At 64.3% G+C, this 19,652-nt stretch carries 22 protein-coding genes; 17 read left to right on the forward strand and 5 right to left on the reverse strand.

Annotation, left to right across the window (positions count from 1 at the left end; all coding sequences use genetic code 11):
• Positions 1 to 34: 34 nt before the first annotated feature.
• From QEN71_RS20465 to QEN71_RS20475, 3 genes are all read left to right on the forward strand, one after another.
• Entirely contained in the window at positions 35 to 1,423 is a 1,389-nt protein-coding gene (locus tag QEN71_RS20465) for a M23 family metallopeptidase (RefSeq protein WP_201650288.1), read from the forward strand.
• A gap of 272 nt (positions 1,424 to 1,695) precedes the next feature.
• Positions 1,696 to 3,117 carry a DUF2252 domain-containing protein gene (locus QEN71_RS20470; RefSeq protein ID WP_201650287.1) on the forward strand — a complete coding sequence of 474 codons (1,422 nt, stop codon included), beginning with the start codon at positions 1,696 to 1,698 and terminating at the stop codon, positions 3,115 to 3,117.
• A gap of 94 nt (positions 3,118 to 3,211) precedes the next feature.
• The gene (locus tag QEN71_RS20475) at positions 3,212 to 3,463 is read left to right on the forward strand and encodes a GlsB/YeaQ/YmgE family stress response membrane protein (protein ID WP_201650286.1); all 252 of its coding nucleotides are present in this window, start codon (positions 3,212 to 3,214) and stop codon (positions 3,461 to 3,463) included.
• A 34-nt stretch (positions 3,464 to 3,497) separates the two neighbouring features.
• Here QEN71_RS20475 and QEN71_RS20480 read toward each other — a convergent pair whose 3' ends face one another.
• The gene (locus QEN71_RS20480; RefSeq protein ID WP_201650285.1) at positions 3,498 to 4,358 is read right to left on the reverse strand and encodes a polysaccharide deacetylase family protein; all 861 of its coding nucleotides are present in this window, start codon (positions 4,356 to 4,358) and stop codon (positions 3,498 to 3,500) included.
• A gap of 188 nt (positions 4,359 to 4,546) precedes the next feature.
• Here QEN71_RS20480 and QEN71_RS20485 point away from each other — a divergent pair, with 188 nt between their 5' ends.
• The 10 genes from QEN71_RS20485 to QEN71_RS20530 all read left to right on the forward strand — a co-directional run bounded on the left by QEN71_RS20485 (position 4,547) and on the right by QEN71_RS20530 (position 13,390).
• Positions 4,547 to 5,422, forward strand: coding sequence for a LysR family transcriptional regulator (locus QEN71_RS20485; protein WP_201650284.1), 876 nt, complete (start codon positions 4,547 to 4,549; stop codon positions 5,420 to 5,422).
• A 114-nt stretch (positions 5,423 to 5,536) separates the two neighbouring features.
• Positions 5,537 to 6,787, forward strand: a complete 1,251-nt coding sequence (locus QEN71_RS20490; RefSeq protein ID WP_201650283.1) for a D-amino acid dehydrogenase — start codon at positions 5,537 to 5,539, stop codon at positions 6,785 to 6,787.
• A 57-nt stretch (positions 6,788 to 6,844) separates the two neighbouring features.
• A complete protein-coding gene (locus tag QEN71_RS20495; protein ID WP_201650581.1) occupies positions 6,845 to 7,726 on the forward strand; it encodes a glutamate/aspartate ABC transporter substrate-binding protein in 882 nt (293 codons plus the stop codon).
• A 49-nt stretch (positions 7,727 to 7,775) separates the two neighbouring features.
• The gene (locus tag QEN71_RS20500; protein WP_201650282.1) at positions 7,776 to 8,552 is read left to right on the forward strand and encodes an SDR family oxidoreductase; all 777 of its coding nucleotides are present in this window, start codon (positions 7,776 to 7,778) and stop codon (positions 8,550 to 8,552) included.
• Positions 8,553 to 8,645: 93 nt separating this feature from the next.
• Positions 8,646 to 8,891, forward strand: a complete 246-nt coding sequence (locus QEN71_RS20505; RefSeq protein ID WP_201650281.1) for an oxidoreductase-like domain-containing protein — start codon at positions 8,646 to 8,648, stop codon at positions 8,889 to 8,891.
• Positions 8,892 to 8,925: 34 nt separating this feature from the next.
• The gene (locus QEN71_RS20510; protein WP_201650280.1) at positions 8,926 to 9,771 is read left to right on the forward strand and encodes an NAD-dependent protein deacetylase; all 846 of its coding nucleotides are present in this window, start codon (positions 8,926 to 8,928) and stop codon (positions 9,769 to 9,771) included.
• A 41-nt stretch (positions 9,772 to 9,812) separates the two neighbouring features.
• Entirely contained in the window at positions 9,813 to 10,418 is a 606-nt protein-coding gene (locus tag QEN71_RS20515; RefSeq protein ID WP_201650279.1) for a pyridoxamine 5'-phosphate oxidase family protein, read from the forward strand.
• 5 nt (positions 10,419 to 10,423) lie between these two features.
• A complete protein-coding gene (locus QEN71_RS20520; RefSeq protein ID WP_201650278.1) occupies positions 10,424 to 11,038 on the forward strand; it encodes a DUF938 domain-containing protein in 615 nt (204 codons plus the stop codon).
• Between the two features lie 310 nt (positions 11,039 to 11,348).
• Complete coding sequence (gene gndA, locus QEN71_RS20525) at positions 11,349 to 12,758, forward strand: NADP-dependent phosphogluconate dehydrogenase (protein ID WP_201650277.1); 1,410 nt, start codon at positions 11,349 to 11,351, stop codon at positions 12,756 to 12,758.
• A 311-nt stretch (positions 12,759 to 13,069) separates the two neighbouring features.
• Positions 13,070 to 13,390, forward strand: coding sequence for a DUF4148 domain-containing protein (locus QEN71_RS20530; RefSeq protein ID WP_201650276.1), 321 nt, complete (start codon positions 13,070 to 13,072; stop codon positions 13,388 to 13,390).
• A gap of 138 nt (positions 13,391 to 13,528) precedes the next feature.
• Here the strand turns inward: QEN71_RS20530 and QEN71_RS20535 are convergent, their stop codons facing one another.
• Both QEN71_RS20535 and QEN71_RS20540 read right to left on the reverse strand, forming a co-directional pair.
• Positions 13,529 to 14,284: a DUF2968 domain-containing protein gene (locus QEN71_RS20535; RefSeq protein WP_233471788.1), complete on the reverse strand. Its 756-nt coding sequence runs from the start codon at positions 14,282 to 14,284 to the stop codon at positions 13,529 to 13,531.
• A gap of 55 nt (positions 14,285 to 14,339) precedes the next feature.
• Positions 14,340 to 14,660, reverse strand: coding sequence for a hypothetical protein (locus QEN71_RS20540; RefSeq protein ID WP_201650275.1), 321 nt, complete (start codon positions 14,658 to 14,660; stop codon positions 14,340 to 14,342).
• Positions 14,661 to 14,898: 238 nt separating this feature from the next.
• Between QEN71_RS20540 and QEN71_RS20545 the strand changes: the two genes are divergently transcribed.
• The 4 genes from QEN71_RS20545 to QEN71_RS20560 all read left to right on the forward strand — a co-directional run bounded on the left by QEN71_RS20545 (position 14,899) and on the right by QEN71_RS20560 (position 16,751).
• Positions 14,899 to 15,210, forward strand: a complete 312-nt coding sequence (locus tag QEN71_RS20545) for a cupin domain-containing protein (RefSeq protein ID WP_201650274.1) — start codon at positions 14,899 to 14,901, stop codon at positions 15,208 to 15,210.
• Positions 15,211 to 15,493: 283 nt separating this feature from the next.
• On the forward strand, positions 15,494 to 16,237 hold the full coding sequence (locus tag QEN71_RS20550) for a peptidoglycan DD-metalloendopeptidase family protein (protein WP_201650273.1): 744 nt from the start codon (positions 15,494 to 15,496) through the stop codon (positions 16,235 to 16,237).
• Entirely contained in the window at positions 16,222 to 16,476 is a 255-nt protein-coding gene (locus QEN71_RS20555) for a hypothetical protein (protein ID WP_201650272.1), read from the forward strand. The genes QEN71_RS20550 and QEN71_RS20555 overlap by 16 nt, the downstream gene beginning before the upstream one ends.
• The gene (locus QEN71_RS20560) at positions 16,473 to 16,751 is read left to right on the forward strand and encodes a hypothetical protein (protein ID WP_201650271.1); all 279 of its coding nucleotides are present in this window, start codon (positions 16,473 to 16,475) and stop codon (positions 16,749 to 16,751) included. The genes QEN71_RS20555 and QEN71_RS20560 overlap by 4 nt, the downstream gene beginning before the upstream one ends.
• A 242-nt stretch (positions 16,752 to 16,993) precedes the next feature.
• Here the strand turns inward: QEN71_RS20560 and QEN71_RS20565 are convergent, their stop codons facing one another.
• Both QEN71_RS20565 and QEN71_RS20570 read right to left on the reverse strand, forming a co-directional pair.
• Positions 16,994 to 18,637 (reverse strand): NRAMP family divalent metal transporter, encoded by a 1,644-nt coding sequence (locus tag QEN71_RS20565; RefSeq protein ID WP_201650270.1) that lies wholly within the window; start codon positions 18,635 to 18,637, stop codon positions 16,994 to 16,996.
• Between the two features lie 41 nt (positions 18,638 to 18,678).
• Positions 18,679 to 18,843, reverse strand: a complete 165-nt coding sequence (locus QEN71_RS20570; RefSeq protein ID WP_201650601.1) for a hypothetical protein — start codon at positions 18,841 to 18,843, stop codon at positions 18,679 to 18,681.
• Positions 18,844 to 19,652: the final 809 nt, after the last annotated feature.

Below are 19,652 nucleotides of genomic sequence, written 5' to 3' on the forward strand. Positions count from 1 at the left end.
CCGCAGCCCTTTGTTTCCAACGCGAGATCTTGACGTGAATCACCTGCGATCATTCCTCGCGCGCGGGCAGGGCATCTCCGTGGCAGCGGCTGCTCCGCTGTCTCTCAAACGCAAGACGCTTTCCAGCGTGGCCGCCTGTTCGGCATTGTGGATCGGGGCCTCGATGGTGCCCGGCGCATCCGCCGCGCTCGCCGCACCGAAGGCGCATAAACATGGTTCCGCTCACAAGCGGCGGCACCATCTTGCTGTTGCACGGAAGATGCCGTTGCCGGGCGCGCAACCCGCCACTTCGTTCGACGCCGATGGCGCACATGCCGAATCAAACGTTCCCGACGCGGCCGCGCCGGCTGTCACTCACATGCAGGGTTATTCGATGGCGTCGCTCAGTGTGCGTATGCCGTCGAACGAACTGGTGCTCGGCCCGGTCTGCGCAACCACGCCTACGATGTGCGTGCCCGTCGCTCATGATCGTTCGGACGATGCTCACGAATGGTCCGGACGCGTCACACAGCAAGGCGCACCCGACGACACCTTGCAGGCTGCGACGTCCTTCGGCGACGCCACGGGTTTCAGCATGCAGGGCGACGAAACCCGTTCGAGCGCCGGCCCGATCGACTCGACACTGCGTGCGTCGCTCGAACGAGCGGGCTTTGCCGCGAGCATCGTCGAGCAGATCGGTGCGATTTTCGCGGGCCGCGTCGATGTCGACGCACCGGCGCAAGCGGGCGACGAATATCGGCTCGTGATGGAACCAGGCAGCGAATCAACTCAGCCGCGTATTGCATCGCTCGAAATCCGTTTGAACGGCCACGCGTACGACGCGCTCTGGTTCACCGCGCCGGGCGCGGCGCAAGGCGCGTACTACACGCTCGATGGCGCGCTGATCGCGAGCGAGCCGTTCGCGATGCCGCTGGACTATGGCCGCGTGAGTTCGCCGTTCGGCATGCGCCGGCATCCCGTCTTCGGCGAGCGCCGCTTTCACACGGGCGTCGATCTGACCGCGCCCGCCGGCACGCCGATCTACGCGGCGGCGCCGGGCATCGTCGAAATGGCCGTGGATGCGCACGGCTACGGCAAGCACGTCGTCCTGCGACACGACGATGGCTATTCGACCTACTACGCGCATCTATCGCTCTTCTCGGACGATCTGAAGGCCGGCCAGCGCGTCGAGCAGGGGCAGGTGATCGGCTTTGTCGGCCGCACGGGGACGACGACGGGGCCGCATCTGCACTACGAAGTGCGCAAGGACGACCATCCCGTCGATCCGATGACGCTCACCGCTCATCGTTTCGTCGCGCCGCTGTCGGGCGCCGCGCGCGTCGCGTTCGACGAGCGCGCCCAGGCCGCGCGCACCAGCCTGGCTGCGCTGCCGGCGCAGAATGTGCGCATTGCCTTGATCCTCCAGCCGCCGCGTCTCTTCTGATGCGGCCACGCGATGGCGCGCCGCGCGCCATCGCTTCTTCCCCTTTCCCGTTCTGATTTCCGGTGCAGCCGCGCACAGACTTGCGCGCCCGTTCGCCGTGAAATGTAATACAGTCCATCCGATGGCCGTGCGCGCCGTCGTCACTGTGCAGCGCAGCACGAATCGAACGAACCATTCCCGACGGCCCGCAGCCGTCGAACGCCTGACGCCTTTTCGCGCCGCGCGGTAGCAGCGCTCCCGATGCAAGCCGATTCACAAGAACGGAGAAAAGCATGAAGGCCAGCACCATCGCGGAACGGGAAGCCAGCGGGCGCGCGGCCCGCGAACACGCAAGACGCTCCAGCCACCGCGCGATAGGCCCCATGCATCGCAATTCCATCGATCTGCTCCGGCAAAGCAGCGAAGGGCGCGTCGAGCGACTCGTGCCGCTGCGCTACGGCCGCATGGCGGTGTCGCCATTCACGTTTTTTCGCGGCAGCGCGATCCTGCAGGCGCACGATCTCAGCCTGACGCCGCACACGACACTCACGCTGCCCATCTGCGGCGACGCGCATCTGCTGAACTTCGGCGGCTTCGCGACGCCCGAGCGCCAGCTGATTTTCGATCTGAACGATTTCGACGAAGTCTCGACCGCGCCGTTCGAATGGGATTTGAAGCGCCTCGCCGCGAGCTTCGTCGTCGCCGCGCGGCACATGCGCTTCAGCCGCGGCGCCGCCCACGATCTCGTGATGACGGCCGTCAACCAGTATCGCGACCGCATCGCGCAGTACGCGGAATGCGGCGCGCTCGACCTGTGGTACGAGCGGATCACGTTCGATCGCATGGTCGACATGGCCGTGAACGCCGAGAACCGCCGGCTGATCCGTCGCGCGATGGAAAAGGCAGGCGCGCGCACGCATGAAAGCATGCTGGAAAAGCTGTGCGAGCGCGACGGCGAGCGTTACGTGATGCGCGATATGCCGCCCGGTCTGTTTCACGTGCACGGATCGAACACGCTGTTCGATCCGGAAGACGACTGGTTCAAGATTGGCGACTGGAACAAGCTGATCCATTCGACCTTCGAGGACTATCTGAAGACGCTCAACGACGACCGCCGCGAGTTGCTCGGCCAGTTCGCACTGCACGATCTCGTGTTCAAGGTGGTGGGCGTCGGCAGCGTGGGCACGCGCTGTCTCGTGCTGCTTGCCGTCGATCCGCATGGCAAGCCGCTCTTTCTGCAGGTCAAGGAAGCACGCCGCTCGGTGATCGCGCAGCATTTCAAGGCGGGGCCGCGCAAGTCCGAGCCGAAGCACGAGGGCGAGCGCGTCGTGCTCGGCCAGCGCATGCTGCAGGCGGCGAGCGATATTTTCCTCGGCTGGTCGACGGGGCCGTCGGGTCGGCACTTCTACGTCCGGCAGTTGCGCGACATGAAGCTGACGCCGAGCATCGATCTGTTCGACGTCGATCAGCTGAACGGCTATGCGCGGCTGTGCGGCTGGGCGCTGGCGCGGGCGCACGCGAAGGCGGGCGGCAAGGCGATCGAAATCAGTGCTTATATCGGACGCAGCGATCAGTTCGCGGAAGCGCTCGCCGAGTATGCGTCGGCGTATGCGGATCAGGTCGAGCGCGATTATGACGCGTTCATGAAAGCGTGCCGCAGCGGCGATCTCGAGGCGCGCACCGACGAAGACATGGCCGCCGATTTCCGTATCTGATTCACGCGCCCGCCGCAACGATGCAGTCGCGTGATGCAGCAAGGCAGCAGGCAGTAGCAGGGCAATGTAGTGCTAACTTTGATCGGAGGTTCGCATGCTTTCCCTCATTGGCACGATAGTCGTCGGCCTCGTCGTCGGTCTGATTGCGCGCGCGCTCAAGCCGGGCGACGACAGCATGGGTCTCATCATGACGATCATCCTCGGCATCGCCGGCTCGCTGGTGGCGGGCTATGTCGGGCGGGCGCTCGGCTGGTATCAGCCGGGGCAGGCGGCGGGCTGGATCGCGTCGATCATCGGCGCGATCATTCTGCTCGTCATCTATCACCTGATCCGGCGGCGCACCTAGCGGTTCGCCCCGTCGCGCGGGTACGCTGCGCGCGTCAGGCGCCTGCCGCCTCGCGCAGCGTCACGAAGCGCAGTCCGCTCGCGCGCACGGTTTCGATCAGGCGCGGCAGCACGTCGAGTACGACGGGCTCGCCGGACGCATCCTTTGCCGCGCTCGCATCGTGCAGCAGCAGGATGTCGCGCGCCGCGAGGCCGTCGACGAGCCGCTCCAGCACGCGCTGCGGATTGCGCTCGCGCGTGTCGAAGCCGCGCCGCGTCCATGCCGCGAGCCGCAGGTCGAGCTTTTGCAGCACCGGTTCGAGAAACAGATTGCGCAAGCCGGCCGGCGCGCGGAAGAACATCGGGCGCTCGCCCGTCAGCGCTTCGAGCGTGTGCTGCGCGGCGTCGATTTCGCGCGTCAGGCCATGCGGCAGCGTGACCGAGAACGTGTGCACGTGAATCTGCGAGTGATTTTCGACGTCGTGTCCGCGCGCGACGATCTCGCGCATCAGCGCCGGATGCCGCTGCGCCCGGGCGCCGATGCAGAAGAACGTCGCGCGCACGCCGTGCGCGTCGAGCAGGTCGAGCACCTTGGGCGTGATCACGGGATCGGGGCCGTCGTCGATCGTCAGCGCGACGGCGTCGGCGTTGCGCGGCGTGTCGGGCAGCCGCGTCCAGTTCGGCCCGAGCAGCGACGAGCGCGGCCACAAGCCGATCGACACGACGACGACATGGCTCGCGACGATGCCCGCGAGCCACCACGGCCAGCCGTGGGGCGCGAGCGCCCAGCCGGCCAGCATCGCGACATGCCATGCGATGGTGGCGTTGAACATCGGCGGATTGCCCGTGCTGGGCCAGCGGCGAGAGGGCGCGGCGTGCGCGGCGGCGCGCGGCAGCGGGGGATTCGGTTGATTCATGATGCGTTGGATCTGCCGGATTTCGTTTCGGAACAAACCGTCAGACTTTCTTGATGCACGTCAAATGCGAACGATACCATCCGCGCGCGTCCGGCCTCCTGATTGCGAGGTTTGGAAAGGCGAGGCGCCCGCCGAAACCCAGTATCCTTGAGCCCTTTCCACCGCTCCGCCGCCCGCGGATCCGCGTCATGCGCCTGCGCCACATCGAAGTCTTTCACGCCATCATGCGCACCGGCTCGCTGTCGAAAGCGGCCGAGCTGCTGTGCGTTTCGCAGCCTGCCGTCAGCAAGGTGCTCGCCCACGCGGAGCGCAGCGCGGGCCTGACGCTCTTCAACCGCGTGCACGGCCGTCTTCAGCCGACGCGCGAAGCCGAGCTGCTGTTCTCCGAAACGCAGAAGCTGCAGACGAACCTCGACAGCATCCGCGATCTCGCGCGCAATCTGGCGCTGCAGCCGGAAGGGCATTTGCGCATCGGCTGTCTGCCGAGTCTCGGTCTGAGCCTGATTCCGCCTGCCGTCGAAACGTTTCGCGCCGCGTATCCGCGTGTGTCGCTGCGCATCCAGACGCGCCACACGGAGGAACTGCTGAACGCGCTGCTCACGCGCGATCTCGATCTGGCCGTCGCGCTGAATCCGCCCGCGAGGCCGGGCATCGCCTCGGTGGAACTGGGGCGCACGCCTGTCGTGTGTGTTGGTCCGCGCGCCGAAGACGCGGATAACCAGCCGATGACGCTGCAAGCCTTCGTCGAAGGCGACTGGATCGGCATCGGCAATGCCGATCCGCTGGGCGAAATGATCGGCAACGCGCTGGAGGCGCTCGGACTCGACGGTCACGCGCCCGCTGTCGAAGCTCACACCTGGCATGTCGCCCGCGCACTGGCTGCGCGCGGCATCGGCCATGCGCTGCTCGACGAACTGACCGCGAAGAGCGGCGCGGAAGCCGTGAGCCTGCGGCCGATCGAGCCGCCGCTGTCCGTCGGCGTGTTCGCTTTGTGGCGCGACGGCGGTCTGACGTCGCAGGCGGGCAGTGCATTCGTCGACGTGCTGCGCGCGCGCTTTGCGTGAGAGAAGCGTGGGAGCCCTTAACCTGAGGTTATGCAGCCTCGCATCTCGTCATTTGATGCGCCGTTTTCGGCGCGCGACACTCGTCTGCAATGCAATCGCAAGGTTTGAGCATTCATGCGTGTGTGTGTCCTCGGAGCGGGCGTCGTCGGGCTGACGACGGCCTGGAGTCTGGCCCGCGACGGCCATGACGTGACCATCGTCGAAGCGCGCGGCGGCGCGGCGCTCGAAGCGAGTTTTGCCAACGGCGGGCAGCTGAGCTACAGCTATGTCGCGCCGCTCGCCGATCCGGCGGTGCTGCCGAAGCTGCCCGCGTGGCTGTTGCAGCGCGATTCCGCGCTGCGCTTCGTGCCGCGTTTCGATGCGCAGCAGTGGCGCTGGTGCGCCGCGTTCCTGCTCGCGTGCCGCAGCCATCGCGCGCGGCAGACGGCGCTCGAAATGCTGAGTCTCGGCGCGCTCAGCAAGACGGCGTTGCATGAGATCGTCGAGCACGAGTCGATTGCGTTCGACTACGTGCGCAACGGCAAACTCGTCGTGTATCGCGATCCGCACGAGTTCGAACGCGCGCGGCTCAAGATGGAGCGGCTCGTTGCGGCAGGCTCGGAGCAGCGCGCGCTGGACGGCAGCGCATGCGCCGTGCTCGAACCCGCGCTCGCGCATGCGCAACCGTTGATAGCGGGCGGCATTCATACGCCATCGGAAGAAGCGGGCGACTGTCAGCGCTTCAGCGTCGCGCTCGCGGATGCGCTGGAGCGGCGTCATCGCGTGAACATCTGCTATGACACGCCCGTGCGCGAACTCGTCACGGAAGGGCAGCGCATCGTCGCGGCGCGAACGGCATCGGGCGATATTGAAGCGGATGCGTTCGTCGTCGCGCTGGGCCTGGGCAGCGTGCCGTTGCTCGAACCGCTCGGCGTGCGTCTGCCCATCTATCCGCTGACGGGCTACAGCCTCACGATTCAACGCGCCGATGCGCGGAACGCGCCGCGCGTCAGCGTGACGGACTTGCATCGCAAGGTGGTCTATGCGCCGCTCGGCGAGAGATTAAGGATTGCGGGCATGGTCGAGATCGCGGGCTTGCGTGATGCGCAGCGCGCGAGGCGCGTCGAATTGCTGAAGCGTCACGCGCAGGAAATCTTTCCCGCTGCGGGCGACTACGCGAACGCGCAGGCCTGGTGCGGACATCGGCCCGCGACGCCCGACTCGAAGCCGCTGCTCGGCAGGACGCCTTTTAAAAACCTTTGGCTCAACACGGGGCACGGCGCGCTCGGCTTCACACTCGCGTGCGGCAGTGCGCGCGTAGTTGCCGATATGATCGCGGGCCGCACGCCATCCGTCGATACGACGGCTTACGCGTGCGATCGCTGAATTCGTTGCACACACATCCACAACAACAGGAGACACGGCATGAAAACTAAAACCACAATGTTCGCGGCAGTGATTGCTTTGACCATCGCGAGCGGCAACGCGTCCGCACAGGACCAGAGCGCGACGTTGAAAAAGATCCGCGAAACGGGCGCGATTTCGCTGGGCGTGCGCGAATCGTCGGTGCCATTCTCGTACTACGACGAAGAGCAACACGTGATCGGCTATTCGCAGGCGATCGCGCTGAAGATCGTCGACGAGGTCAAGAAAGAACTGAACATGCCTGACCTGAAGGTGCGCGAGATTCCCATCACGTCGCAGAACCGGATTCCGCTGGTGCAGAACGGTACGATCGATATCGAATGCGGCTCCACGACGCACACGAAAGAGCGCGACAACCAGGTCGCGTTTTCGAACAGCTTCTTCCAGTACGGCGTGCGGATGATCGTAAAGAAGGACTCGGGCGTGAAGGACTTCGGCGATCTCGCGAACAGGACGGTCGTGACGACGGCGGGCACGTCGGAAGAGCGTCTGCTGCGGCAGATGAACAACGAGAAGTCGATGAACATGCGCCTCATCAGCGCGAAGGATCACGCCGAGTCGTTTCTCAACGTGAAGACGGGGCGCGCCGTCGCGTTCGTGATGGACGATCCTCTGCTGTACGGCGCAAAAGCGAAGGAAGCGAACGCGGACGACTACCTGATCACGGGCACGTCGCCGATGTCGGAAGTGTATGGCTGCATGTTCCGCAAGGACGATCCCGGCTTCAAGAAACTGACGGACGGCGTGATCGCGCGCTTGCAAACTTCGGGCGAAGCGGCGAATCTCTATCAGAAGTGGTTCACGCAACCCATTCCGCCGAAGGGCATCAACCTGAACTACCCGTTGTCGGCGGAGATGAAACAGCTGTTCGCGAAGCCGAACGACCGCGCGCTCGACTGACGGGGCTGCGTTTTTCTGTGTCGCGTACAGCACGACCAGGAGACAAGGTGTGACGCAGACATCGGAAGCGACGACGACAGGCAAGGTGGCGCTCGTGACGGGCGCGGGCAGCGGCATCGGAAAAGCGACGGCGCGCAAGCTGCTGGATAACGGCTACAGCGTCGTGGTGACGGGGCGCAGACAGGCCCCGCTCGATGCGCTCGCAACGGAAGCGCAGCAGCAAGGCAAGGACGCGTTCGCCGTCGCCTGCGACGTGACGGATGCCGCGAGCGTTGCCGCGCTCTTCGATGCGATCCGGCTGCGCTACGGCCGGCTCGACGTGCTGTTCAACAACGCGGGCCGCAATGCGCCGCCCGTCGAAATCGACCAGATCGAACTCGACGACTGGCGCTCCGTCGTCGATACGAACCTGACGGGCGTGTTCCTGTGCACGCGCGCGGCCTTCGCGATGATGAAGGCGCAGACGCCGCGCGGCGGCCGCATCATCAATAACGGCTCGATCTCCGCGCACGCGCCGCGGCCGTTGAGCATTGCCTACACGGCGACCAAGCACGCGATCACGGGACTGACCAAATCGGTATCGCTCGACGGCCGGGCTTACGACATCGTGTGCGGTCAGATCGACATCGGCAATGCGGCGACGGAAATGGCCGAGCGGATGGCGCGCGGCGTGCCGCAAGCGAACGGCACGATCGCCGTCGAACCGCTGATGGACGTCGAATACGTCGCGGACGCCGTGCTGCACATGTCGAATCTGCCGCTGTCGGCGAACGTGCAGTTCATGACGATCATGGCGAGCAAGATGCCGTACGTCGGGCGCGGCTGATCCACGTGTGAAGCACGCGTGACGCACATCTGACATCACGCGGCAACTTCGTCGGACTTATACTGGACGCTTCCCGAACCACTGGAAGTGGATGTGACTTCTGACGAGGCGCCGCGCCCCAACGCGCCCGCCGCCGACGACCCGCGCCCCACACCGCCTGTGCGGCCCGATCCCGACGATTGCTGTCATAGCGGCTGCGATCCGTGCGTGTTCGATCTGTACGAAGAGGAAGTCACGCGGTATCGCGCGGCGCTGGCGGCCTGGGAAGCGCGGCATGCCGAGCCGCTTCAGGCGTCGAAGCCTGGAAAGCGCGAAGGCAAGCCGCGCAGGAAGCGCTGAGTCCCCGTCCGTATCCACTCGTTCTACCGATTCCATGTCCACGCCGATCGAACCTCACGCACTCGCCGCGCTGCAAGACTTCGTCGAACGCTATCCGCGGCTCTTCGTGCTGACGGGCGCGGGCATCAGCACCGATTCCGGCATCCCCGGCTATCGCGACGAAAACGGCGAATGGAAACGCTCGCCACCCATCACGTTGCAGGAATTTCTCGGCTCGATCGCGTCGCGCCAGCGTTACTGGGCGCGCAGCACGGTCGGTTGGCCCGTCGTCGCGAAGGCCGAGCCGAACGCGGCGCACCGCGCGCTCGCGCGGCTCGAAGCGGCGGGGCATGCGCGCACGCTCGTCACGCAGAACGTCGATGGCCTGCATCAGCGCGCGGGCAGCAGCGACGTCATCGAACTGCACGGCAGCATCGGCGAAGTGACGTGCCTCGATTGCGGCACGCATCACCGTCGCGCGTCGATCCAGCAGATGCTGATCAATGAGAATCCCGCCTTGCTCGACGTGATCGCCGAACCCGCCGCCGATGGCGACGCACATCTCGAATGGCACGATCTCGGTTCGTTCCGCGTGCCCGCTTGCCCGAACTGTGGTGGACTGCTGAAGCCCGCTGTCGTGTTCTTTGGCGAAAACGTGCCGAAGCCGCGCGTCGAGGCGGCGTCGAACGCGCTCGATGCCGCCGATGCGATGCTCGTCGTCGGTTCGTCGCTGATGGTGTATTCGGGTTATCGCTTCTGCACGTGGGCGCAGAAGATGAACAAGCCGATCGCCGCGATCAATCTCGGGCGCACGCGTGCCGACCCGCTGCTGTCGCTGAAAGTCGAAGCGCCGTGCGGCGATGCGCTCGCGGCGCTTGCGGCCAGTCTCGCTGCGCGCTGACGCGAGCGCCAGAACACATGCCATTTCAACAGGAAACACCGATGCTCACGACGATCGAAGAACTGGAAGCGCTCTACGGCCAGCCGCATGAGCGCTCGGTGCGCAAGGAGATTCCGTACGTCAACGACTGCTACCGCGCGTTCATCGAACATGCGCCGTTTATCGTGCTGGCGACGTCGGGCCCCGACGGTCTCGACTGCTCGCCGCGCGGCGACGCGCCCGGCTTCGTGCGTCTGATCGACGAACGCACGCTGGCCATTCCCGATCGCGTCGGCAATAACCGCGTCGACAGTCTGCGCAATGTGATCGTCAATCCGCATGTCGGGCTGCTGTTCGTCGTGCCTGGCGTCGGCGAGACGCTCCGTGTGAATGGACGCGGGCGCGTTTCGGCCGATCCTGAACTGCTCGACAGTTTTGCCGTCGACGGCAAGAAGCCGCGTTCGGTGCTGATCGTCGATATCGACGCCGTGTACTTTCATTGCTCGAAAGCGCTCGTGCGCTCGAAACTGTGGGATCCGGCGCGCCACGTCGAGCGCTCGCAGCTGCCGAGCGCGGGCGATATGCACAAGCGGATTTTCGGTGAGACTTTCGATTCGCTCGCGTATGATCGCGACCTCGCCGAACGCATCCGCACCAGCCTGTACTGATCGCCATGACCACGCCCGACCCGAACCTGCGCCAGCACGCGCCCGCCGCCGAACGCAACCGCGAGCCGATCCTCGCCGTGCTCGAACGCGTGCTGCCCGCGTCGGGCACCGTGCTCGAAATCGCGAGCGGGACGGGGCAGCACGCGATTCATTTCGCCGCCGCGCTGCCGAAGCTCGTGTGGCAGCCGAGCGATCCGGGCGAAGACGCGCGCGCGTCGATTGCCGCCTGGACCGCGCATAGCGGCCTCGCCAACGTGCGTGCGCCGCTTGCGCTCGATGTGCGCGACGCGTCGTGGGGCATCGATGCCGCTGCGGCCATCGTCTGCATCAACATGATCCATATCTCGCCGTGGGAATCGGCGCAGGCGCTGATCGGCGGCGCGGGACGGCTGCTGCAAACGGGCGGCGTGCTGTTCCTGTACGGACCGTACCGGCGCGGCGGCGCGCATACGGCGCCGAGCAACGCCGCGTTCGACGCCCAGTTGCGAAGCCGCGATTCCTCATGGGGCGTGCGCGACATGGAAGACGTGGTGGCGCTGGCGGACGCAGCGGGCTTCGACAGCGACGAACCCGTCGAGATGCCCGCCAACAACTTCTGCCTCGTGTTCCGGAAACGTTAGCGGCGGCGGCGGGTCTGACGCTTGAATCCGCGCGTGTGCAAGGGCTCGCACGACGCATGTGCGAGGCGCGTTTCGCGGACTAAGCTGTAGAAGACCGGCAGCTGGATCACGACAGCATCGAAACCGAAACACGCGGCGAATGGCGCGAAAGCGCGGCGAAAGCCAGTACGCATCGTCCATGCCTGTCATGGACATGAGGTGCGGGGAGTACGCGAGCGGCATCCCGTCATTTCTTTTATCCTTTCATCCTCGACGCTGTGCCTTGATGGCGGGTGCAGCTTCACGACTTACTGGAATCTGGAGAATTCACATGGGCAAACAGGCAATCGGCGTAGTGGGGCTGGCGGTGATGGGCCGGAATCTGGCGCTGAACATCGAGAGCCGCGGCCACGCGGTCTCCGTGTTCAACCGCACCCGCGAGAAAACCGACGAACTGATCGCGGAGTTTCCCGACCGTAAGCTGGTTCCGACCTACACGCTGGAAGAGTTCGTCGAGTCGCTCGAAAAGCCGCGCCGCATCCTGATGATGGTCAAGGCAGGCGAAGGCACGGACGCGACGATTGCTTCGCTGCGTCCGCTGCTGGAGAAGGGCGACATTCTGATCGACGGCGGCAACACGCATTTCACCGACACCATCCGCCGCAACCAGGAACTCGCGAAGTCGGGGCTGCACTTCATCGGCACGGGCGTGTCGGGCGGCGAAGAGGGCGCGCTCAAGGGCCCGTCGATCATGCCGGGCGGCCAGCGCGAAGCGTATGACCTCGTCGCACCGATCCTCACCGAAATCGCCGCGAAGGCGCCGGACGGCGAGCCGTGCGTTGCGTACATGGGCCCCGACGGCGCGGGCCACTTTGTGAAGATGGTGCACAACGGCATCGAATACGGCGACATGCAGCTGATCGCCGAAAGCTACTCGGTGCTCAAGCAGGTGGTCGGCCTGTCGAACCAGGAACTGGGCGCCGTCTACACCGAATGGAACAAGGGCGAGCTGGACAGCTACCTGATCGAGATCACGTCGAAGATCTTCGACAAGAAGGACGAAGAGACGGGCAAGGACCTCGTCGACGTGATCATGGACCGCGCCGCGCAGAAGGGTACGGGCAAGTGGACGAGCCAGAACGCGCTCGATCTCGGCGCGCCGTTGCCGCTGATCACGGAAGCCGTGTTCGCGCGCGTGCTGTCGTCGCTGAAAGACCAGCGCGTCGCAGCGAGCAAGGTGCTCGAAGGCCCGGCCGCGAAGCCGTTCTCGGGCGACCGCGCCGCGTTCATCGAAGCCGTGCGCCGCGCGCTGTACTTCAGCAAGGTGATTTCGTACGCACAGGGCTTCGCGCAACTGCGCGCGGCGTCGGACGAATACAACTGGGATCTGGACTACGGCACGATCGCGAAGATCTTCCGCGCGGGCTGTATCATCCGCGCCCGCTTCCTGCAGAAGATCACGGACGCCTACACGAAGGACAAGCAGATCGCCAACCTGCTGCTCGACCCGTACTTCCGCGACATCGCGGCGAACTACCAGGCGGCGCTGCGCGACGTCGTGATCGCGGCGACGACGGCGGGCGTGCCCGTGCCGGCGTTCTCGTCGGCGATTGCGTACTTCGACGGCTATCGCTCGGCGCGTCTGCCCGCGAACCTCGTTCAGGCGCAGCGCGACTTCTTCGGCGCGCACACGTTCGAACGTCTCGACAAGCCGGGCAGCTTCCACGCGAACTGGTCGTAATTCGGATCGGCTGATCCGCACAGGTCGAAACGCCTCGGCGCCTGCATGGCGCCGGGGCGTTTTTTCTTTGCGCGCCGCGCTGTCGGAGCACGATTGTTTCAGCGATTGCACACATTCTGGAACACAGTGTTGCAATTATCTGATCCAAATGCGCAGTGATATCCGGGAAAACGAAGAATTATTTCAATATTCGCAACATAGTTTCGTCGAATAAGGGATTTCCCTAGGACGCCGCCTTACCTAAACTTGCATCAACGCTGACGAACACGGTGTTCGCAGCAAATCAAAAAACAAGTTCTCGGAGGTTGTCCATGAAAGCCCTGATTTCCGCAGTCGTTCTCGCCGCCGCTGTCGCCGCTCCCGTCGCATCGTTCGCACAGTCGAGCCAGCAGCCGCTGACGCGCGCCGAAGTTCGCGCCGATCTCGCCCGTCTGGAAAAGGCCGGCTACGATCCGCTGTCCGATCGTCAGAACTACCCGAACAACATCCAGGCCGCCGAAGCGCGCGTCCATGCACAAGACGTCGCGCAAGCCAGCACGACGGGCTACGGCGTACAGACGAACGGCACGTCGCAAGCCGGTCGCTCGCTGGCCGATGAAAAGGGTCCGCGCTCGGTGTTCTTCGGCAACTAAGCCGAAGGTGCAGCTTGATGGTTGAAGTCCGCGAGCTTCATCCATCGCCAGCAGGCAAGAGAAGGTAGAACGAAGGTAGAAAGCGCCGGTCAGGTCGATCCTGACCGGCGTTTTTCGTTCATGCCGTGCGGGCGGCGTTCAGCGCGGAATATGCGGAATCGCCTCGTTGTTGGCGACGTTCAGCTGATGCACCTGCCGATGCGCCTTGTTCAACTGCGCCTGCGCCGCCGTGCGTTGCGCTTCGAGTTGCGCGATGTCCTTGCGCAACTGATGCTGCCTGCCCGTGACTGCGTGATCCTGCTCGGTGGTCCGTTGCAGGTTCTGACGCAGCCGCTCCGCGTGCGCTTCGGATTCGGCGATCAGGCGCTTCATCTGTTCGTTCTGCGCTTCGAGCTGCAGTCGCCGCGTCTCGCCGTCGGCAAGGCGCGTGGCCTGTTCCTGCATGTGATGGAACAGCTGCTTGGCCGTGTTCATGTCGCTCGTGCTGAGCACGCGCCACATGCGGTCCTCCTGAAACAGTGCGACAAAGTATTTCAGTTCTTTTGCATAAAACAGCAGGCTGACGGAATAATCAAAAGTACGAAACGTGTGGAACGTCTTGAGTTCCGCGTCGTCGGTCATGCGTTCTACATCGTTTGCATCGGCCAGTTGCACGGCGCGTCCATTCGGCGCGGAAGGCGTGACCTGCACCGCGTGCAGCGGCGTGACGGGGCGCGGCTGGCTCGCGGGCCGCTCGTCGATGGTTGCGCCTGCATCGCTCTCGCCGGGCAGGTCGTCGAGTTGCGCGGGTTCGGAGCGTGCGGCGTGTTGTGAAGGGTGCTGCGGCGGAAAATGAAGGTGTGCCGCAGCGCCATTGCTGACGGCGGCGCGGCGCATGTTCAAAAGATTTTTCACGATCGATCCTCGGTAGGCGGCCGGGAAGCCGTACCTCTTCAGGTTTGCGGGCGCATCAATGCAGCGTGCGTTGTCCACCCGCGATATCGTCGAATAATGCACGGTCTGGTTCCAGCGCGAACAGCCACGACTGGTCATACTCGCTGAGCGTTTCGAGCGCCTGACGCAGCTCTTCGAGCGCGACAGCGGGAATCTCGACGCTCGCTTCCACACCGCTCGACAGGCGGCTCACGCTCGCCAGTTGCACGAGGGCATCGGCGGCTTCGGCGACATCGACGGCAAACACGAGATGGGCATTCAGCAGTTCGACCAGCGTAGGCGATGAAGTCATCTCATCGACATTGAGCTGCACGGCAAGAAATAACGCCTTGTTCATGGAACCTCCTCGTTGAAGGCAAACGCTGAAGTGGATGAACCGTCTCGCCGCGCATCGGCTTACGGACATGCGCATGTTATTGACTGCGGCAAAGTCCAGTATAGGCGAGCACTCCAGCTATGCAATGGCACGCAAGCCGCATGCAACGGTCATCTCCGGGCAGGTGAGCAAGCAGCGTGCATGATCGCGGTCGACACTATAATGTCGAGTCCGACCACCATCATTGCGCAAGCTCGCCATGAAGATCGTCCGCAGCAGCACGTTTACCGCAGAGCGCGCGTGGGGCGCGCTCGACATCGCCAACATGAACGGCATCACCACGCGTTTGCACTGGACCGACCAGCCTTACAAGTGGCACATCAACGACGGCGAGGAAGTCTTCGCCGTGCTCGACGGACGCGTGGAGATGCGATATCGCGAAGCAGGCGTCGAGCATTCGACCGTGCTCGAAACGGGCGATGTGTTCCATGCATCCGTCGGCACGGAGCACGTTGCGCACCCGATCGGCGAAGCACGCATTCTCGTCATCGAGTCCGAAGGCAGCGTATGATCTTGCGCTTTCGCTGAGCGCGAAGAATTGATTGGGATTGCAGAAGGAATTACGGCGGTAATCGAAGGCGATCCACGCAATCGTCTCGCACAGGGTCGGACATGCCTGAAACGGGTCTGTCGAGCCCGCCCGGTTCGCGCGCCCGGATCGCGTTTACCGGCCGTCATTTTTTCGACGGGAAGCCGAGGCATAATATTTGCACTGCATATCCCGCTACACGTTCAAACGACGGGCGGCTAACCTGAGCGCCGTTTCGTCCCACACCGCGTCGAGGGCCACAAAAATGACAGTAAAACGGCAATACGTCGTCACGCAGGCTTTGATTTCGCTCGCCGTCGCGAGCATGCTGGGCGCGTGCACCACGTACCCGTGGGAACCGCAGCAGACCTCGGCACCCGCTTACCGGACGACCCAGCCGACCCCAGCCGTTGGCGTGCCCGCCGGGTTTTATCGGGTGAATCCGGGCGATACGCTGCAAAGCATCGCGGGCGCGTACGGCCAGCGTCCGCAGGATCTCGCGGCGTGGAACGGGCTGACCGTGTCGACGCCCGTTGCGCCCGGCCAGATGCTGCGCGTCGGGCCGCCCACTTACGCGCAGACGACGCCCGTGCCGACGCCGGCGCCGTCCACCAATGCCGTTCCGCCTGCACCCGCCGCCCAGCCGCAGATCACGCTCGCGTGGCCGTTGCGCGGCCCGATTCTGAAGCCGTTCGTGCCGGGCAAGTCGAAGGGTATCGTGATCGGCGGACGTCCCGGCGATCAGGTGCGCGCCTCCGCGACGGGCCGCGTGGTCTACGCGGGAACGGGCATCGAGGCTTACGGGCCGCTCGTCATCATCAAGCACGACGACACGCTGATCACGGCTTACGGCCAGAACAGCAGGTTGCTCGTGCAGGAAGGCGACGCCGTCACGCAAGGTCAGCCGATCGGCGAAGTCGGCACTGACAGCAACGGCGTGCCGTCCATTCAGTTCGAAGTGCGCAAGGACGGCAAGCCTGTCGATCCGCTTGCGTGGCTGCCGCACTGAATCGCGAAGAACGTCACACGGCGGGCCAGGGCGCCCGCCGCCCGCCATCGAACCGCATCGAACAGCCAACACTTGCACGTCTGACAGTTGGCGCCAATCAACCAGCAGGCTTCTCCCTGATCGCCCGAACGCCCGTCGCAGCGGGCTTCGCAGCTTTTGGCATGGTGCGTGCAGCACGCGAGGTGAGCGCGGCGCAGCCGGCGCTCGCCATCCTTATCGTTGCTGGAGAACCATCATGACTCACCTGCTTGTGAAAGACCTGTCGAGGGTCGACGAACTCGATCGTCAAGCCGCGAAGCGTGTGCGCGGCGGCATACTCATCATCAGCAAGCCCACGGAGCCGAGCCCGTGGCCGAGCTTCCCAGGCATGCCGTCGATGCCCTGGCCGCCGATGCATTTCCCCGTTCCGCCCGTGCATTCGGGCGGCGGCTGCAACGACGGCGGCAATGGCGGCGGTGGCGGCTACATCATTCCGTATCACGCCACCGCGCCGCAGGATCCGCGTCTGCAATGATCGGCGTGCCGTGGACGACAAACGCCGGGACGAGCCGTTAAGCAAGGCTCGTCCCGGCGTATCCATGTCGGGAACCGACCCACGTCCCATCAACCGCCATGCAACGCTCATGGCATGCGCTATTGCTTTGCATGGCGTCGGCAGAAACCTGCACCGTGGATCGGCGGCGATACTGTGTCACAACAGACCGCGCCGGGGTATCGGGATTGTTCGAAACTTGCGTCAGAGCCTTCCGACTTCGTTCAGGCCAACGCGAGCTGCACGACCTTCACGATCACCAGCGCTACCGCCACCACCAGATAGCCGCGCAACGCGCTCATCCAGATGCGCCGCGGCAGCGTCATCGCGGGCCTCGGCAGCGTGTCGAGCGGCGGCGTGCGCCACGTCATGCGTTCGGCCTTGCTGATGACGGGCATGCTGTCCGCAACCGACGCGCCGCGCAGACGCCGCAGCGCAGTCGCAGCGACGAACGCGACCACGGCGAGCAGCGTGCCGCCCGCGAGAATCTCGATGATCGCGTGACCGCTGATGTCGGGATAGACGACGGACGCCGTCAGCACCACGGACAGCAGCACCAGCGCCCACACCACAGCGCCCGTGAACAGGTTCAGCCCTTTCGAGTTGACCCACGGCCCGAGCACTTCGCGATCGTTGCACAGCAGAAGCAGGAACACGGTCGCGCTCGGCAGCAGCACGCCCGCGAGCGTCTGCACGGCTTCCGTCAGCAGGCCGAGCGGGCTGCCGGGAATCAGCACGAGTCCGGCAGCCGCCGCGACGATCCCGAAGTACACCAGATAAAAGCCCTTTGCATCGGCGACACCGCGATGCAGCGAATGACGGATCTTGAACACGTCGCCGATTGCATAGGCCGTCGACAGCGACACGGCCGCCGCGCCGATGATGCATGCGTCGATCAGCGCAATCGCGAACAGCACGGCAGGCGTGCGGCCCGCATACTTTTCGAGGCCGGCGATTACGCCGCCTGCATCGCTGAACTGGCCGAACTCCGGCTTGCCGCCGAACAGCGCCGCGCTGAACGAGATCATCGCGATCGCGCCGATCAGCACGAACACGATACCGATCCACAAATCAGCCTTTTCGTACTTCATGAAGCGCGGCGTGATGCGCTTGTCGATTACGTAGCTCTGCTGGAAGAACAGCTGCCACGGCGCGACGGTCGTACCGACGATGCCGATCACGAGCAGCATCACGTCCGACAGCTTCGCGTGCGCGGGCCATGCGGGCATGAACAGATGCTGCGTCATCTGCGCGACAGGCGGGTGGATCGTCACGAGCACGGGCACGAGCAGAAGGCTCAGCAGACACAGCACGATTGCAAAGCGCTCGAAGCGTTTGAAGTCGCCGGTACTGACGGCTGCCATCGTCAACGCGGCCGCAATGCACACGCCCGCCACTTTCGATACCCCGAAGAAGTCGAGCACGAACGTAATGCCAATGAACTCGGTGACGATGGTCAATGCGTTGAGTATGAACAGATCGACGACGCTGAACGCACCCCAGAACTTGCCGAAGCGTTCGAAGATCAGACGCGCGTGTCCGACGCCCGTCACGGCGCCGAGACGCAGCACCATTTCCTGATTCACGTACAGCACGGGCACGAGCAGCAGCAGCGTCCACAGAAGCGTGGTGCCGTAGTTCTGTCCCGCTTGCGTATAGGTGCCGAAAGCGCCCGCATCGTTGTCGCCGACCATCACGATGAGGCCGGGTCCGACGATCGCGAGCAGCGTGCGCAGGCGCGCGCCCCAGCTGTTGCGCGGAGCCGTGTCGTGATGCGCGATCGTGCCGAGCGCGCCGCGAATATCGCCGACATGCGCGTCGTCGAGGACGGCGGAGCGCGTCGGCAGTGCTTGTGGTGGCGTGGCCATTGTTGTTCTCCCTTGAACGGATATTGGTCGAATGATTTCCGTTATGCCGCGCTGCGCTTTCCGAGCAGGGCGGCGGCGATGCTGTACAGCTTGTGTGCGAGCGTCGCGGATACGTCGCGTCGTTCATGTTTCAGCGAAAGAAGCGCGTCATAGTGCGCGCGTGCTTCGCGGGTTTGAGGCAGGGTCGAAAGAAGCAGGAAGTGCATATCGGTTCTCCGGCACGAAGGTTCGTGCATGCGAGGCGGCAAGCGCCGGAGAATCGATGGAATCGAGTAGCCGTGGGCTTGCGTGCCTCAGTTCGTTAAAGGCAAGTCGGTGTTCAAGGGATGACTGTCACTGTCGGGCATGGCGGCTCCCGGTTAATGGATAAAACGCATCGCGGTTTGCAATACGCACGTCGATGAACGCGCGGCCACGGACGGTTCGAACTTTCGCAACGGCAAGCGACGGCATGAGCGCATGCATCCGGTTCGAACGCCATCGAACGCGCGCTGCATACGCATCTCGATACAAACACGAGACACACGATGCAACGGCGCACACGTACGCCAACGCAGGCACGTGAAGACGAAACCGCAATAGCGGCTGCGATCACGCGCGAACGCGTTGCGCACCAATGGCGCTAAACAGGATGCACGAGGATTGAAACTGCGACGCGCACCGTCTACCTGCTGGCAAGACGGCGGCTAATGAGGAAGGCGCGGACGTCTTGCCGGTCAGGCGGCGAAACTGTTCGAAAACGTACTACTGCAACTGTCCAAGGCAACGCCCCTCGTATTTCAAGATAAGAGAATTTTATGCCCGCGCACGAAGTCAAGTCAATGCACTTTCTTAAGCAGAACCGAAATATGCGGGGCATCGCACATCCGCTGTCGCGCGATGTTCACACTGGCTCGCTGCGCTTTTCTACAGGCTCTTTCTATACTGGATTGAGCCGCGAGACCGGGTCGCGCGTCGTTCATACGTCCGACCATTCATCCGGCTTTCAGATCGCCCGCTAGAAGCCAACGACCAC

Source organism: Paraburkholderia sabiae, from assembly GCF_030412785.1.
GTDB classification, from domain to species: Bacteria; Pseudomonadota; Gammaproteobacteria; order Burkholderiales; family Burkholderiaceae; genus Paraburkholderia; species Paraburkholderia sabiae.